Source organism: Paraburkholderia sp. Ac-20340, assembly GCF_017104965.1.
Taxonomy (GTDB): Bacteria; Pseudomonadota; Gammaproteobacteria; order Burkholderiales; family Burkholderiaceae; genus Paraburkholderia.
The window spans coordinates 1-14,203 of record NZ_JAAGPR010000025.1; the positions used below are offsets into that span (position 1 = coordinate 1).

Below are 14,203 nucleotides of genomic sequence, written 5' to 3' on the forward strand. Positions count from 1 at the left end.
TCGCGGGCAGCGCGCGTTCCGGCGGCGCAGGACGCGCGAGCAGATCCTGCACGCCCAGCCGCACATTGCCGACGGCGATCGAGCCTTCGGGCGTCCACGCGGCCACGTTCGGATCGTCGATCAACTGGCATAGTTGCGTGCCCGCCGGGACATGCGGGCCGTGCCCTTCGACGTGATACGTAAATGCCGGCGCGCCAAGCGCGAACACCACGTCATGACCGGCAAGCAGTTCGACGATGCGCTCGCGCATTGCCGGCAAAAAGCCCGCGAAAAGGCGATGCGTTTCGGGGAAACTGCAACGTCCGCTCATCGGCGCGACGAATACGCGGGCGCGATGCCGTTCGGCCAGCGCCACCACGTCGTCGGCCGCGCCCGCCCGATCGACCGCGCCGCCCACCACGAACGCGGGCCGCTGCGCGCCATCGAGCAGCCCGCCGATACGCGCGAGCAGCGCCGGTTCCGGCCGCGTCGTGTGCGCCAGCTCGCGCTGCGCAACCGGCTCGGCGGGCTGATCCCAGTCATCGACGGGAATCGATACGAACACCGGCCCGCGCGGCTCCTGCATGGCGATCGCATAAGCGCGCGCAATCGCCAGCGGCACGTCCTGGGCGCGCGCCGGTTCGATGCTCCATTTCACATACGGTTTGGGCAACTCGGTGGCCTGGGTCGCAGCGAGAAACGGATCGAACGGCAAAATCGCGCGCGCCTGCTGGCCCGCCGTGACGACGAGCGGCGTGCGATTGCGAAACGCCGTGAAAAGATTGCCCATCGCATTGCCCACGCCCGCTGCCGAGTGCAGATTCACCAGCGCCGCATTGCCGCTCGTCTGCGCGTAACCATCGGCCATCCCGACGACCACGGCTTCCTGCAAACCCAGCACATAACGGAAATCGGCGGGGAAATCGCGGAACATCGGCAACTCGGTCGAGCCGGGATTCGCGAAGATCGACGTCATGCCGACACGGCGCGCGAAGTCGATCACGGCGTCGCGGACGGTCCATGCGTGTGGGGAATCGGGCGTTTGCGGCTGCGCGCTAGCGGTCATTGCGCGGTCTCCTTCTGGATGGGCGTCGGAAATCGATGCACGATTATCGGCGGCACCCGGGTAACCGGAAATTGCCTATTGCGGGAAAAGGCATTACCTTTGGGCATGACTTACAACCTCCAGCAACTGCACGCCTTCGCGACCATCGTGGCCTGCGGCAGTCTCGGCCGCGCCGCCGACACGCTCCACATCACCCAGCCGGCCTTGAGCCGCGCGGTGCGCCGGCTCGAAGAACAGGTCGGCGCGCCGCTGTTCGAGCGCCATTCGCGCGGCATGCATCTGACCGCCGTGGGCGAAGCGCTGCTGCCGCACGCCATGCTGCTGCAGCGCGAAGCCGAGCAGGCGCGCGAGGAAATCGACGCGCTGCGCGGCCTTGCGCGCGGCACGATCCGCGTGGGCGCGGTGGGCAGCATCGCCAGCCTGGTGTTGCCGCTCGCAGTGAGCGGCGTGCTGGCGCGCTGGCCGAACCTGCGCGTGGAGATCATCGAAGGCGTGTGGGACCGGCTCGCCGATGCGCTGGTCAAGCGCGAAATCGATCTCGCGCTGAGCATGTCCGTGCCGGATACCGACGAAATCACCGCCATCGGCGATTGCCGTTGGGAAGACGCGAGCTATGTGGTGGCTGCGCTCGATCATCCGCTGCGCGCCAGGACCGGGCTGACGCTCGCCGATACGCTCGACGCGCAATGGGCGATTCCGCCGCGCGGCACCGGGCCGTTCGAGCATATGCAGCAGGCTTTTGCGGAACAGGGGCTGGGCTTGCCGAATGTGGTGGTGGAAACGCGTTCCGTGACGGTGCTCAAGAGCCTGGTAGGAAGTTCAGGATTCCTTAGCTGGATGGCGTCGACGATGTACGTGACCGAGAGCCGGGCGGGCGTGTTCGATACGCTGGAAATGCCTGGCGTGATTGGGCGACGCACGTTGACTGCGTTCAGACGGCGTCAGGGGATTTTGCCGAGTCCCGCGGTCAAGTTGCTCGAACAGTTAAGGTTATTGACGGCTCAGGGCGTTTGAGACGCGTTCGGCTTCAGTTCGGCCGCGCGCGCGAGCAGCACTTCGCGATCGCGTGCGTTCTGCGTCAGCGCGGCGGCCTGTTCGAACGCCGTGCGGGCTTCGTCGCTGCGCCCGAGTTTCGCGAGCAGATGCCCCCGCACCGCGGGCAGCCACGGGTACTGGCGCAGTGCGGCTTCGTCGTTCAAGGCATCGACTAGCGCCAGCGCGGCCTGCGGCCCTTGCGCCATGCCCACCGCCACCGCGCGGTTCAGGCGCACGACGGGCGATGGGTCGATGCGCAGCAACGCATCATAGATCGTGACAATGCGCGGCCAGTCGGTCTCGGCCGTACCGGGCGCGCTCGCATGGCAAGCAGCGAGCGCGGCTTGCAGCGCATACGGCCCGAGCGCGCCGTGCGCACACTGCTGCGCCCGCTCGATTGCCGCGAAGCCGCGCCGGATCAGCAGGCGGTCCCAGCGCGAGCGGTCCTGATCGGCCAGCAGCACGGCGCGGCCCGCGCGATCCACACGCGCGTGCAAGCGAGACGCCTGTAACTCCATCAGCGCGACCAGGCCATGCACTTCGGATTCGGCGGACGCGAGTTCGGCCAGCATGCGCCCCAGCCGCAACGCTTCGTCGCACAACGCCGGGCGCATCCAGTCCGTGCCCGAGGTGGCCGCATAGCCTTCGTTGAAAACGAGGTAGATCACTTCCAGCACGGAAGCAAGCCGCACGGCGCGCTCCGTCGCGTCAGGCACCTCGAAGGGCACCTTTGCGGCCGCAAGTGCGCGTTTCGCTCGCACGATGCGCTGCGCAACCGTCGCTTCGGAAACGAGAAACGCGCGCGCGATTTCCGGCGTGCTCAAACCGCCCAGCAGCCGCAAGGTCAGCGCCACGCGCTGCTCGCGCGGCAGCACGGGATGGCAGGCAACGAACATGAGCCGCAGCAGATCGTCGCCGATATCGTCGCGCGCGGCTTCGAGCGTATCGGCGATATCGGGCGCGAACTGCGCCTCCAGCGCCTCGAGATCCGCGCCGATGGCATCGTGCGCACGTGCATGCGCGGCCGCGCGCCGCAAGCGATCGAGCGCGCGATGTTTGGCCGCCGTCATGAGCCACGCTCCAGGGTTGGCAGGAATGCCGCTCGCCGGCCAGCTTTCGAGCGCCGCGACCAGCGCATCCTGAGCGGCGTCTTCGGCGAGTCCCACGTCGCGCAGCGCGCGCGCGGCGTGAGCGATCACGCGCGCGCGTTCGATGCGCCAGACCGCCTCGATCGAACGATGGATCGCCGCAACGGATGCGCTTTTCCGCGCCACTTAGCCGTGCGCTCCCTTCTCCACCGCTTCCGGCGACATATACATGAGTTCCCAGATATGGCCGTCCGGGTCTTCGAAACTGCGGCCATACATCGATTCGCCGCAATCCATCGGCGGACGCTTCGAAGTGCCGCCCGCCGCCAGCGCTTTATCGACGAGCGTGTTCACCTCGTCGCGCGACTCGCACGAAAGACAGGTGAGCACTTCGGTCTGCTCGCGTGCATCGACGAGCGTCTTGTCCGTGAACGTGCGCATGAAATCGGTGGTGAGCAGCATCGCAAAGATGTTCTCGCCGATCACCATGCAGGCCGCCTGATCGTTGGTGAATTTCGGCTCGAAACGAAAGCCGATCGCGCCGAAGAAGTCCATCGAGCGCTTCAGGTCGCTGACACCCAGATTGACGAAGATATGCTTGTGCATGATCGTTTCCTTGATTAACTATGATTCGGATGACTAACTGAATTTACTTGAATTTGCTCTGTGCTTCGAGCTTGCGAAATCGCTCAATGCTTTCGAGTTCTTCGAAATCGTCGAGTTCATAGAGTTGGCGCACTTCGATTTCGCCATCCATCTGTTTGCCGAATGGCGCGGGAAAGCGCCGCGCCCATTCCAGCGCCTCTTCGCGCGAGCGCACCTGGATCAGCGTGTAACCGGCAATCAGTTCTTTCGCTTCGGCATAAGGACCATCGACGATATGCGGTTTGCCGTCGGTATAGCGCACGCGAAAACCGCGCGAACTCGGCTGCAAACCTGCGGCGTCGAGCAACACGCCGGCGCGCGCCAGTTCCTCGTGATACGTGGCCATGTCGGCGAAAATGGTTTCGTCGGCGGGTTGCTCGCCGGCTTCGCTGAGCGCATTGGCGCGCACCATGATCATGAATCGCATTGAAATCTCCTGAATGTGCGGATCGAGCGAAACGATGCGCTCATTGATACGACGCGCGACGCTCAAGCCAATCGACACGATTCGACGATTTTTTTCACGTGCCAGGGAAAGCACCAGGATTTAACGCGGCTAGCGAAAGCACGGCCCCGTTTCGCGCACCTCCACGCTCGCCCATTGCGCCGCCGGGCAGGCGCGCGCGAACGCCAGCGCTTCGTCGCGCGTGGCGCAATCGATCAGGAAAAAGCCGCCTATCATTTCTTTAGCCTCCGAAAACGGCCCGTCGGTGACGTTCGTGCGCCCTTCCCGCACTTCTACGCGCGCGGCATCCGCGTCGGAAACCAGCGACTGCACGTCGAGCAACACGCCTTGCTTCGCGAGATCTTCGGCATAGCTCACCATGCGCGCGTAAAGCGCCTCGCCTTCGGATTGCGTGCGGGTCTCGCGCTGGCCGCGCGGTTCGCTGATCAGCAGCAGATATGCCATGAAGTGCCTACTCCAGAAAAATGCCTGTCGGTTTAGATGTCGAAAGCGTCAGTAAGGATAGCGCCGGACAACGCGCGCCGATGCGCGAACGGCGCTCTGCAAGATAAAAACCAGGCGATCGCCGGGATTTCCCCAGGCTGACACGAGGCGGTTTCCGTCATTAAATAAATCAACTTGATTTATTTAGTCGCCGACGCAGCCGCAAGGCGCCACCGGCGACGCCAACGGAGGAGACACGTGAGAAGTCCGCATGTGGGCCAGGGCAGCAACTCGGCCAATGTTCGCCGCTTCAACGAGCGCCTGCTGCTGCAGGCGCTGCGGCGCGCCGGCGAGGCGTCCAAGGCCGATCTCGCCCGTCTTGCGAATCTCACCAGCACGGCTGTGGGCAGCATCATCACGTCGCTGATCCAGAGCGGGTTGATCGAGTTGAGCGGGCGTCGTCTGGATGGCGGACGCGGCCAGCCCGCCTCGCTGCTGCGGCTGTCGCCGCGCGGCGCGTTTGCGATTGGCGTGCGGCTGGACCGGACCAATATCGAAACCGTGCTGGTGAATTTCGCGGGCCAGATGATCGAGCGCCGCTCGCACGACATGCTGCTGCCGCAACCGGCCGAAGCGCAGGAAATCGTCCAGCGCGACATTCGCGAATTGTCAGGATTGCTGAGCAAAGACGAACGCAAGCGCCTGGCGGGTATCGGCGTGGCGCAGCCGTATAACCTCGGTAGCTGGCTGCGCGAACTAGGCCTGCCCGCCGACACCTTCCGCGTCTGGAGCGAAGTCGATTTCGCCGGCGAGCTGGGCCGCGCACTCTCGCTGCCCGTGTTCAGCGAAAACGACGGCAACGCCGCCGCCATCGCCGAAATTTTCTACGGCTGCGGGCGTCAGCGCGACGATTTCCTCTATCTGTTTCTAGGCCCGGCCATCGGCGGCGGCATTGCAGTCGGCGGCGACTGCGTGCGCGGTCTCACGGGCAACGCGGGCGATTTCGCCGTGATGCCGGTGCCGCCGAGCAGCCTGCCCTCGGCGTACAAGCCCGACGGCAAGTGGGACATCCTGCTCTCGCGCGCCTCGCTGATCGCGCTGCGCCGCCATCTGCAATATCGCGGCGCGAACGTCGAAAGCCGCGCCGATATCGAAGGCCATATCGCCAGCGGTCATCCGGCCGTCGAGGAATGGCTCGACGATTGCATCGATGCGCTTGCGCCCGCGCTGCGTTCGGCGCTGTGCGTGCTCGACGTGCCGGCCGTGGTGCTGGACGCCGACGTCGACGCGGGTCTCATCGACACGCTGATGGAGCGTCTGCGCTGGGCCGTCGCGGCCACGGCGCCCGAAGCGCGCGGCACGCCCGAACTGGTGCGCGGTACCTTCGGTCAGGATGCGGGCGCGCTGGGCGCGGCCACCTTGCCGATGTTCTTCAACTTCTCGCCGCGCGCGGGCATCCTGATGGGCGCCGGCGCGGCGCAGCAGTCCACCTTGCAGAACCCAACGCAAATGCAGGCGCAAGCCCAGGAGGTGAGCCATGTCGCGCTCTGAGTCGACGCCCCCGCTGCTGGAAATGCGGGGCATCAGCAAGACCTTTCCCGGCGTGCGCGCGCTCGACAACGTGCGCCTCTCGGTCTGGCCTGGCGAAGTGCATTCGCTGATGGGCGAGAACGGCGCGGGCAAATCGACGCTCATGAAGATTCTCTCGGGCGCCTATCAGGCCGACGCCGGCGGCGAAATCCTGCTCGACGGCAAAACCGTCGTGATCGACGGGCCGCTCGCCGCACGCGAACTGGGCGTGGCCGTGATCTATCAGGAACTGAGCCTCGCGCCGAACCTGAGCGTGGCCGAAAACATCTACGCGGGCCGCGAATTGCGCAAAGGCGGCCGCCGCTTTGGCGTCGTCGATCGCGCGGCGATGGAGCGCGGTTGCGAAGACGTTTTGACGCGTCTTGGCGCGAGTTTCGGGCCCACCACGCTGGTGGGTTCGCTGTCGATCGCCGAACGCCAACTCGTGGAAATCGCGCGCGCCGTCCATACCGAAGCGCGCATCATCGTGATGGACGAGCCGACCACACCGCTCTCCTCGCGCGAAACCGAGCGGCTTTTCAAACTGATTCTGCAATTGCGCGAAGAAGGTCTCGCGATCATCTACATCAGCCATCGCATGGCCGAAATTTACGAGCTTTCCGACCGCGTTTCCGTGCTGCGCGACGGCAGCTATGTGGGCACGCTGATGCGCGAAGAACTGAGCGCGGAAAGCCTGGTCGGCATGATGGTGGGCCGCGATATTTCGGGGTTCTACAAAAAAGCGCACGCGCCTTACGACCCGGGCAAGGTAGTGCTCACCGTGCGCGATGTCGCCGACAACAAACGCGTGCGCGGTTGCAGCCTCGATCTGCATGCGGGCGAAGTGCTCGGCATTGCGGGACTGGTGGGCGCAGGCCGCACGGAACTGGCGCGTTTGATCTTCGGCGCGGAGCCCCGCGCGCGCGGCGATATCGCCATCGACGGACGCACGCTCGCCGTGCATACGCCGCGCGATGCGATCGACGCGGGCCTCGTGTATCTCACCGAAGACCGCAAGCATCAAGGTCTCTTTCTCGACATGAGTGTGCGCGACAACATCAACGTGGCCGTGGCCGGACGCGATGCGCGCTTTGGCGTGCTCGATCTTGCGCGCGGTTCGGCGCGCGCGAAAGATTCGATCCGCGCGCTGTCGATTCGCGTGCCCAGCCCGCGCGTGAATGTGGGCGCGCTCTCGGGCGGCAATCAGCAGAAGGTGCTGCTGTCCCGGTTGCTGGAAACGAAGCCGCGCGTGCTGATTCTGGATGAGCCGACCCGTGGCGTCGATATCGGCGCGAAGTCGGAGATCTATCGCATCATCAACGACCTCGCCAAAACCGGCGTGGGCATCATCGTGATTTCGAGCGAACTGCCCGAAATCATCGGCGTGGCCGATCGTGTGCTGGTCATGCGCGAAGGCGAGTTCGCCGGAGAACTGGGCGGCTATACCGGCAAGCCCATCAGTCAGGAAGCCATCATCGAACTCGCCACCGGCTCGCAGGGCGCGCTGGACGAAGCCGCCTGAAGCGCGGCATCGGCAAAAACAGACGCATTCGTCGAAGAGATATTGAGGAGCACGACATCATGAAAAACATTCTTCCCCGCCACGGCGTTGCGGCCAATTCCGCACCGGGCGCGCAGGCGACGCAATCGACGCGCAGCCAGGCCATCGACGGCCATCGCGCGCGCATGAAGTCGATCATGCGCACGGCGGGCATGCTGCCGGTGCTGGTGCTGCTGTGCATCGGCTTTGGCCTGCTCAACGACGGCTTTTTCACCTTCGAGAATCTGTCGATCGTGACGCAGCAGGCGTCGATCAATATCGTGCTGGCCGCCGGCATGACCTTCGTGATTCTCACTGGCGGCATCGACCTTTCGGTGGGCTCGATTCTGGCCGCCGCAGCGGTTGCGGCGATGCTGGGTTCGACCCTCGTCGGCATGGGCTGGCTCGGCATTCCGGCTGCGCTGGGCGTGGGTCTGGGATTCGGCGTCATCAACGGCGCGCTGATCTCGCTGCTGCGTCTGCCGCCGTTTATCGTCACGCTCGGGTCGCTCACTGCGGTGCGCGGTATCGCACGCCTGATGGGCCACGACACGACGATCTTCAATCCGCAGCTTTCGTTCGCGTTCATCGGCAATGGTTCGGTGCTTGGCGTGCCCTGGCTCGTGATCATCGCGCTGGTGGTCGTGGCGGCTTCGTGGTTCGTGCTGCGCCGTACCGTGCTGGGTCTGCATATTTACTCGGTGGGTGGCAATCCCGAAGCGGCGCGTCTTTCCGGCATCAAGGTCTGGGCGATCGAGATGTTCGTCTACGCGGTGTCGGGCCTGCTCGCGGGTTTGGGCGCGGTGATGTCGGCGGCGCGTCTTTATGCTGCGAACGGTCTGCAACTGGGCCAGTCGTATGAACTCGATGCCATCGCGGCGGTGATTCTGGGCGGCACGAGCTTCGTGGGCGGCGTGGGTTCGATCGTCGGCACGCTGATCGGCGCGCTCATTATTGCGGTGCTCACCAACGGCCTCGTGCTGCTGGGCGTTTCGGATATCTGGCAATACATCATCAAGGGCCTCGTGATCGTCGGCGCCGTGGCGCTGGATCGTTATCGTCAACGGGGTTCGGCTCGCACCTGATCGACCCTGCAATATCTTCGCGACTAGACAAGCGGGCGCATGCGGTCCTCCTGCGCCCGCCCTGCACGACAACACCAACAGGACCTCTCTGGAGACACGTTCATGTTCAAGAAAAAGACTCTGCTCGCCGCTGCCGCTCTGACCATGGGATTCGCGCTGCAAGGCGCGCATGCCGCCGACAAGCAGTTGAAGTCGATCGGCATCACCGTGGGTTCGCTTGGCAATCCTTACTTCGTGACCATCGTGCAGGGTGCCGAAGCCAAGGCCAAACAGATCAACCCGAACGCGAAAGTCACCGCCGTTTCCGCCGATTACGATCTGAACAAGCAGTTCACGCAGATCGATAACTTTATTTCGGCGCACGTGGACATGATTCTTCTGAACGCCTCCGATCCCAAGGCGATCGAACCGGCGGTGCGCAAGGCGCGCGCGGCCGGCATCGTGGTGGTGGCCGTGGACGTGAGCGCCGCGGGCGCCGACGCCACCGTGCAAACCGACAACGTCAAGGCCGGCGCGATCTCGTGCGGGTTCCTCGCGAAGAAGATCAACGGCAAGGGTAACGTCATTATCGAAAACGGTCCGCAGGTGTCGGCCGTGATCGACCGCGTGAACGGTTGCAAGCAGGTGCTCGCGAAGTCGCCGGGCATCAAGGTGCTCTCCGACGATCAGGACGGCAAGGGTTCGCGCGAAGGCGGCATGAACGCGATGCAGGGTTATCTCACGCGCTTCCCGCAAGTGGCTGGCGTATTCACGATCAACGATCCGCAGGCCGTGGGCAGCGATCTGGCCGCCAAGCAACTGCATCGCAACAACATCGTGATTACTTCGGTGGACGGCGCGCCCGATATCGAATCCGCGCTCAAGACCGATACGCTGGTGCAGGCATCGGCGAGCCAGGACCCGTGGAAGATGGCGCAAACGGCCGTGACCGTGGGCTACGACATCATGAATGGCAAGAAGCCCGCGAATCCGCTGATCCAGATGACGCCGCAACTGGTGACGCGCGACAACGTGGGCAGCTATAAGGGCTGGTCGTCGCAGCATTGATTGCCGGGTTGAGTTCGCGTGTGGAAATGGCGGCTTTTCAGGCCGCCATTTTTATTTTCACCCCAACACCGCATCCTTCGTCGTCACCCGCCGCGGAATGATTTTTTGGTCGTAAAACGTATCGGCGATCTTTTGCTGTTCCGCAATCACGCCTGCGTCGATTGGCCGGTATTCGTGCGCGTAATGCGATAGACCAATCTGGATTGTCGCTGCATCCAGACCTTGAATCGGTGCGAGTTTCGCGGCGGCCGCCGCCGTATTCGCACGCACCCACTGCCCCGTTTTACCGAGTTCATCCAGCGCAATGGCAATTGCGTCCTTCCGTTTGACAGCAAACTCACGCTGGCTCAGGAAAAACTGATGATGACTGGCCACGCCGCTCGCATCCGCCAGCAGACGCGCGCCGTCCTGCGATTCCACAGCGGCGAGAAACGGGTCCCACACGGCCCACGCGTCGATCGAACCGCTTTGCAGCGCCGCGCGGGCATCGGCGGGCGCGAGATAAACCGGTTGAATATCGGCGAGCGCAATGCCGTGCTTTTGCAGCAGCGCCACCAGAAACCAGTGCACATCCGAACCGCGATTCAGGCCAATCTTCTTGCCCTTCAATTCGGACACCGATTTAATCGATGACGATCTGGAAACCACCACGCCTTCCGCATGCGGCGTCGGCAATTCATAAGCCGTGTAGACGAAATCCGCGCCTGCCGCCTGCGCAAAAACAGGCGGCGCTTCTCCCACATAACCAAAATCGATCGCGCCCACATTCAGCCCTTCGAGCAATTGCGGGCCCGCCGGAAATTCCGTCCACGACACCTTGATGCCTTGCGGCGCGAGGCGTTTTTCGAGCGTGCCGCTGGCCTTCAACAAAACGAGCGTACTCGCGGCCTTTTGATAGCCAATGCGGAATTGATCGGGTTGGTACTTTGCCCACGCGGGCAGCGCAGCACCGGCAAGCGTGGCGCCCACCGTTGCGCCGAGGGCAGCGAGAATCGTACGGCGGCGTTGGAAGCGAATATCGTTATCGTGGCTCATGATGCGTGGCGCGAAGCGGCAATGAAAGGTGCAAAAAATGCTACCTGTCACGCCGTGCGAGCAGAAGTAACGAATCGCGCTAAGCAAATCACGCTGCGGGGATAACGATTTCGACGTTAACGCATCGCCCGAAAAAACTCACGCGCATTCGATCCGATTGCGCCCGCCCTTTTTCGCACGATAAAGCGCAACGTCGCTGCGCGAAAGCGTGGCTTCGGCGCCGATATCGTCGGCTCGCATGAGCGTCACGCCGATACTGACCGTCAGCGCCACCGTTCCGGCCTGCGCACAGAGCGGCGATTGCGCGATGCTGTCCTGAATGCGCCGCGCCACGATACACGCGCCGTCGAGATCGGCGCCGCCCAGCAGGACCGCGAATTCCTCGCCGCCGATGCGCCCCGCCACGTCGCCCACGCGCAACTGGTTGCGCAGGATCGCCGCGAAATGGCGTAGCGCATCGTCGCCCACGGCATGACCGAAACGGTCGTTGATCGACTTGAAGTGATCGAGGTCGCACATCATCAGCGCGCAATCGGGCGCGCCTGCGCGGCGCAGCAGCGCGAGTTGCGTGTCGAGTCGCGCCATGAAGTGCCGCCGGTTCGCGAGGCGCGTGAGGCCGTCGGTCATGGCGAATTCCTGCAACTCGGCCTCGATGCGCTTGCGCTCGGTCACATCGGTGATAAAGCCGTGCCAGACGGTCGCGCCATCGGCAAGACGCTGTGGCTTGGCGTCGCCCTGCCGCCAGCGCAATCCCTGTTGCGGCAAACGCACGCGGTATTCCAGATGCCACGGTGCGAGCGTGGCCGCCGATTCCGCGAACGAAGCACGATAGGCTTCGAGATCGTCGGGATGGATCAGCGCGTCGATGCCCTCGGCGTCGGCGGCCACCTGCGCGGGCGTGAGCTCGTAGATTTCGCCGATGCCCGCGCTCGCGTACGGAAAGCAGGTGTGGCCGTCCGGCGCGCGGCGGCACTGGAACACGAGGCCCGGCACTTCATTGGTGAGATTGGTGATCAGATTGACCGATTCGCGCAGGCATTCGGCCATTTCGCGCATCGACGTCACGTCGGTCGAGGTGCCCACCATGCGCAGCGCGTGGCCATCGGCGCCGCGCGCGGTGACCTTGCCGCGGCTGCAGATCCACTTGTAGCTGCCGTCCTTGCAGCGAATGCGGTGCTCGACTTCGTATTGATCCGTGCGGCCTTCGAAATGCGCCTTCATGGTCGCCTGCACATAGGCGAGATCGTCGGGATGCAGGCGCTGGTAGCTGTCTTCGATGCGATTGCTGACTTCGTCGTCGGCGTAACCGAGCATCGCCTTCCAGCCCGTCGAATAGCGGATTTCGCCGGTCGTCACGTTGCGGTCCCAGATGCCGGTGCCGCTGCCCGCGATCGCCAGTGCCAGCAGGCGTTCGCGCTCGCGCAACGTGGCCATTTCTTCGCGCAGCGCCGTGTCGGGCATGGGCATGTCGTGCGCAAGCGCGGCGATCACGCGCGCGAAATCGTCGAGACTCGCGCGCTGCGCCGCCGACAACTCGCGCGGCGCGTGATCGAGCAGGCAGAGACTGCCCAGCGCATCGCCGTTCGCGCTCACCAGTGGCCACGCAGCAACGAAGCGGAACGGCAGCGCACTCGCGCGCGACAGGCACGCCTGCCATGCGGGGTCGGAGCCGAGATCGTTGACGACGATCGGCTCGACGAAACTTTCATCCGCATTACGGGTATTCGAGCGCTGGACTTCCAGCAGCGCGTCGCGCAACGGCGCGTCGACGCCCGCGCCCAGCCACTCAGCGCCCTGCGCCGCCTCGCCGGGCAGCACGCAGGCGGCCGCCACGCCGAAATGCCGGGCCGCCAGCCGCATCAACGCGTCGAGCAAGGGATCATGCCCCGTCTTTGCCGATGCAGCCGCGCCGTCGTTGTGCGCGCCACGACCGGCCGCCGTCGAAGTGGCAGACGGAACGAACGCGGCTTCAGCGGACGATGGCGTGGCTGGCAAGGGCATGGCGGGCGAAACGCCCGAACGGGCTAGGGAATCGAGCGGCTAGTATATAGCGCGCGAATTTAACCGCAATGCATGGTCCGGCGGGAAAAAAATCGGTCAAAAATCGCTTGCCGCGCGCGCGAAACGGCGCTATGCGGGGCTCGGCCGCGCTATCGATCCACCGGGCCGCGCAGGCGGAACACCCACCAGCCGAGCAGCACGGTGAAGCCCGCCACGAGCAGCACCATCAGCCAGAAACCGTGATGGTTTTCGGCGAGCGGAATGCCGCCCACGTTCATGCCGAAAAAGCCCGCGACGATGTTGATCGGCAAGGCCAGCACGGTCACCAGCGTGAGGGTGAACAGCGTGCGGTTGTTCTGTTCTTCGAGACGCGCGCCGATCTCTTCCTGCAGCAACTTGATGCGTTCGACCAGACCCGCCATGTCGCCGAGCACCAGCGTGAATTCTTCGGTCGTCTCGCGCAGATCCTGCATATCGGCGAGTTGCAGCCAGCGCGGCGGGCGCGCGAGCAGGCGGAACACCGCCCCGGGTTCAGGCGCGAGCATGCGTTGCAGACGCACCAGAATGCGGCGCATCGCCGCCAGATCGTGGCGGCTGCCGAAACGGCGCGAGGCGAGAAACTGGTCTTCGGCGCGATCGACATCGACGCTCGTGCGACGCACGATTTCCACCATCAGATCGGCCTGATCGCGCAGCAGATGAATCAGCAGATCCGCTGGCGAGCGGAAGGTCTCGCCGTTGCGAACATCGCCACGCAGACGGTCGATGGAGCGCAGCGGCTTCATGCGCGCCGTCACCAGCAGGCGTTCGTGCGTATAGGACCAGAGCGTGGCGATCTGCGAAGGCGTGAGTTCGAAATCGAACATCACGTCGTTGACGACGGCGTAGAGCGCGCCGTCCACCTGCTCGATGCGCGTGGAGTGCGAGCCTTCCACCAGCATTTCGAAGAAGCTTTCGGGCAGATCGAGATGCGCGCGCATCCACGAAGCGCTCGCGGCGTGCGCGAGATTGAAATGCAGCCAGTAGAAAGCGCCGTCGTTAGCGGACTTGTTCTGCTCGCCGGCCTGCAGCGCGGCGAGCACATCTTCGCCCTTGACGGGCTGGCCCGGCTCGCCTGGCATGAAGCGGAATCCGCAAATCAAGCCCGACATGTCGGCGCCGTAGGTTGCAATGGACGAGGCGAGATCCATGGTCGTGTGGCCGTTTAATCGGCGCAAGCATGCC

13 protein-coding genes are annotated in these 14,203 nt (G+C 64.3%); 5 read left to right on the forward strand and 8 right to left on the reverse strand.

The features are described from left to right. On the reverse strand, positions 1 to 1,045 hold a 1,045-nt coding region (gene mdlC / locus G3N59_RS25820), incomplete at its 3' end, for a benzoylformate decarboxylase (RefSeq protein ID WP_205985650.1). Between the two features lie 105 nt (positions 1,046 to 1,150). Here mdlC and G3N59_RS25825 point away from each other — a divergent pair. Beyond that, positions 1,151 to 2,059: a LysR family transcriptional regulator gene (locus G3N59_RS25825; RefSeq protein ID WP_205985651.1), complete on the forward strand. Its 909-nt coding sequence runs from the start codon at positions 1,151 to 1,153 to the stop codon at positions 2,057 to 2,059. On the opposite strand, the gene G3N59_RS25830 is transcribed toward G3N59_RS25825, so the two are convergent. The 4 genes from G3N59_RS25830 to G3N59_RS25845 form a co-directional block, all read right to left on the reverse strand. Continuing rightward, positions 2,047 to 3,354 carry an RNA polymerase sigma factor gene (locus G3N59_RS25830; protein ID WP_205985652.1) on the reverse strand — a complete coding sequence of 436 codons (1,308 nt, stop codon included), beginning with the start codon at positions 3,352 to 3,354 and terminating at the stop codon, positions 2,047 to 2,049. The two genes, G3N59_RS25825 and G3N59_RS25830, sit on opposite strands and share 13 nt — an antisense overlap. Further along, entirely contained in the window at positions 3,355 to 3,774 is a 420-nt protein-coding gene (locus G3N59_RS25835) for a VOC family protein (protein ID WP_205985653.1), read from the reverse strand. A gap of 43 nt (positions 3,775 to 3,817) precedes the next feature. Then, complete coding sequence (locus G3N59_RS25840) at positions 3,818 to 4,240, reverse strand: YciI family protein (RefSeq protein ID WP_205985654.1); 423 nt, start codon at positions 4,238 to 4,240, stop codon at positions 3,818 to 3,820. A 129-nt stretch (positions 4,241 to 4,369) separates the two neighbouring features. Continuing rightward, entirely contained in the window at positions 4,370 to 4,723 is a 354-nt protein-coding gene (locus G3N59_RS25845; RefSeq protein ID WP_205985655.1) for a YciI family protein, read from the reverse strand. Between the two features lie 237 nt (positions 4,724 to 4,960). On the opposite strand from G3N59_RS25845, the gene G3N59_RS25850 reads away from it, so the two are divergent. The 4 genes from G3N59_RS25850 (at position 4,961) to G3N59_RS25865 (ending at position 9,943) form a co-directional block, all read left to right on the forward strand. Continuing rightward, on the forward strand, positions 4,961 to 6,253 hold the full coding sequence (locus tag G3N59_RS25850; RefSeq protein ID WP_205985656.1) for an ROK family transcriptional regulator: 1,293 nt from the start codon (positions 4,961 to 4,963) through the stop codon (positions 6,251 to 6,253). Then, positions 6,240 to 7,793, forward strand: coding sequence for a sugar ABC transporter ATP-binding protein (locus G3N59_RS25855; RefSeq protein WP_205985657.1), 1,554 nt, complete (start codon positions 6,240 to 6,242; stop codon positions 7,791 to 7,793). The genes G3N59_RS25850 and G3N59_RS25855 overlap by 14 nt, the downstream gene beginning before the upstream one ends. A gap of 59 nt (positions 7,794 to 7,852) precedes the next feature. Further along, positions 7,853 to 8,896 (forward strand): ribose ABC transporter permease, encoded by a 1,044-nt coding sequence (locus G3N59_RS25860; protein ID WP_205985658.1) that lies wholly within the window; start codon positions 7,853 to 7,855, stop codon positions 8,894 to 8,896. Between the two features lie 144 nt (positions 8,897 to 9,040). Next, entirely contained in the window at positions 9,041 to 9,943 is a 903-nt protein-coding gene (locus tag G3N59_RS25865) for an ABC transporter substrate-binding protein (RefSeq protein ID WP_241024131.1), read from the forward strand. A 57-nt stretch (positions 9,944 to 10,000) separates the two neighbouring features. Here the strand turns inward: G3N59_RS25865 and G3N59_RS25870 are convergent, their stop codons facing one another. The 3 genes from G3N59_RS25870 to G3N59_RS25880 all read right to left on the reverse strand — a co-directional run bounded on the left by G3N59_RS25870 (position 10,001) and on the right by G3N59_RS25880 (position 14,169). Beyond that, the gene (locus tag G3N59_RS25870; RefSeq protein WP_205985660.1) at positions 10,001 to 10,978 is read right to left on the reverse strand and encodes an aliphatic sulfonate ABC transporter substrate-binding protein; all 978 of its coding nucleotides are present in this window, start codon (positions 10,976 to 10,978) and stop codon (positions 10,001 to 10,003) included. 138 nt (positions 10,979 to 11,116) lie between these two features. Then, positions 11,117 to 12,979 (reverse strand): diguanylate cyclase, encoded by a 1,863-nt coding sequence (locus G3N59_RS25875; RefSeq protein ID WP_241024118.1) that lies wholly within the window; start codon positions 12,977 to 12,979, stop codon positions 11,117 to 11,119. A 149-nt stretch (positions 12,980 to 13,128) separates the two neighbouring features. Beyond that, the gene (locus G3N59_RS25880) at positions 13,129 to 14,169 is read right to left on the reverse strand and encodes a transporter (RefSeq protein ID WP_205985661.1); all 1,041 of its coding nucleotides are present in this window, start codon (positions 14,167 to 14,169) and stop codon (positions 13,129 to 13,131) included. Between the last annotated feature and the right edge of the window lie 34 nt (positions 14,170 to 14,203).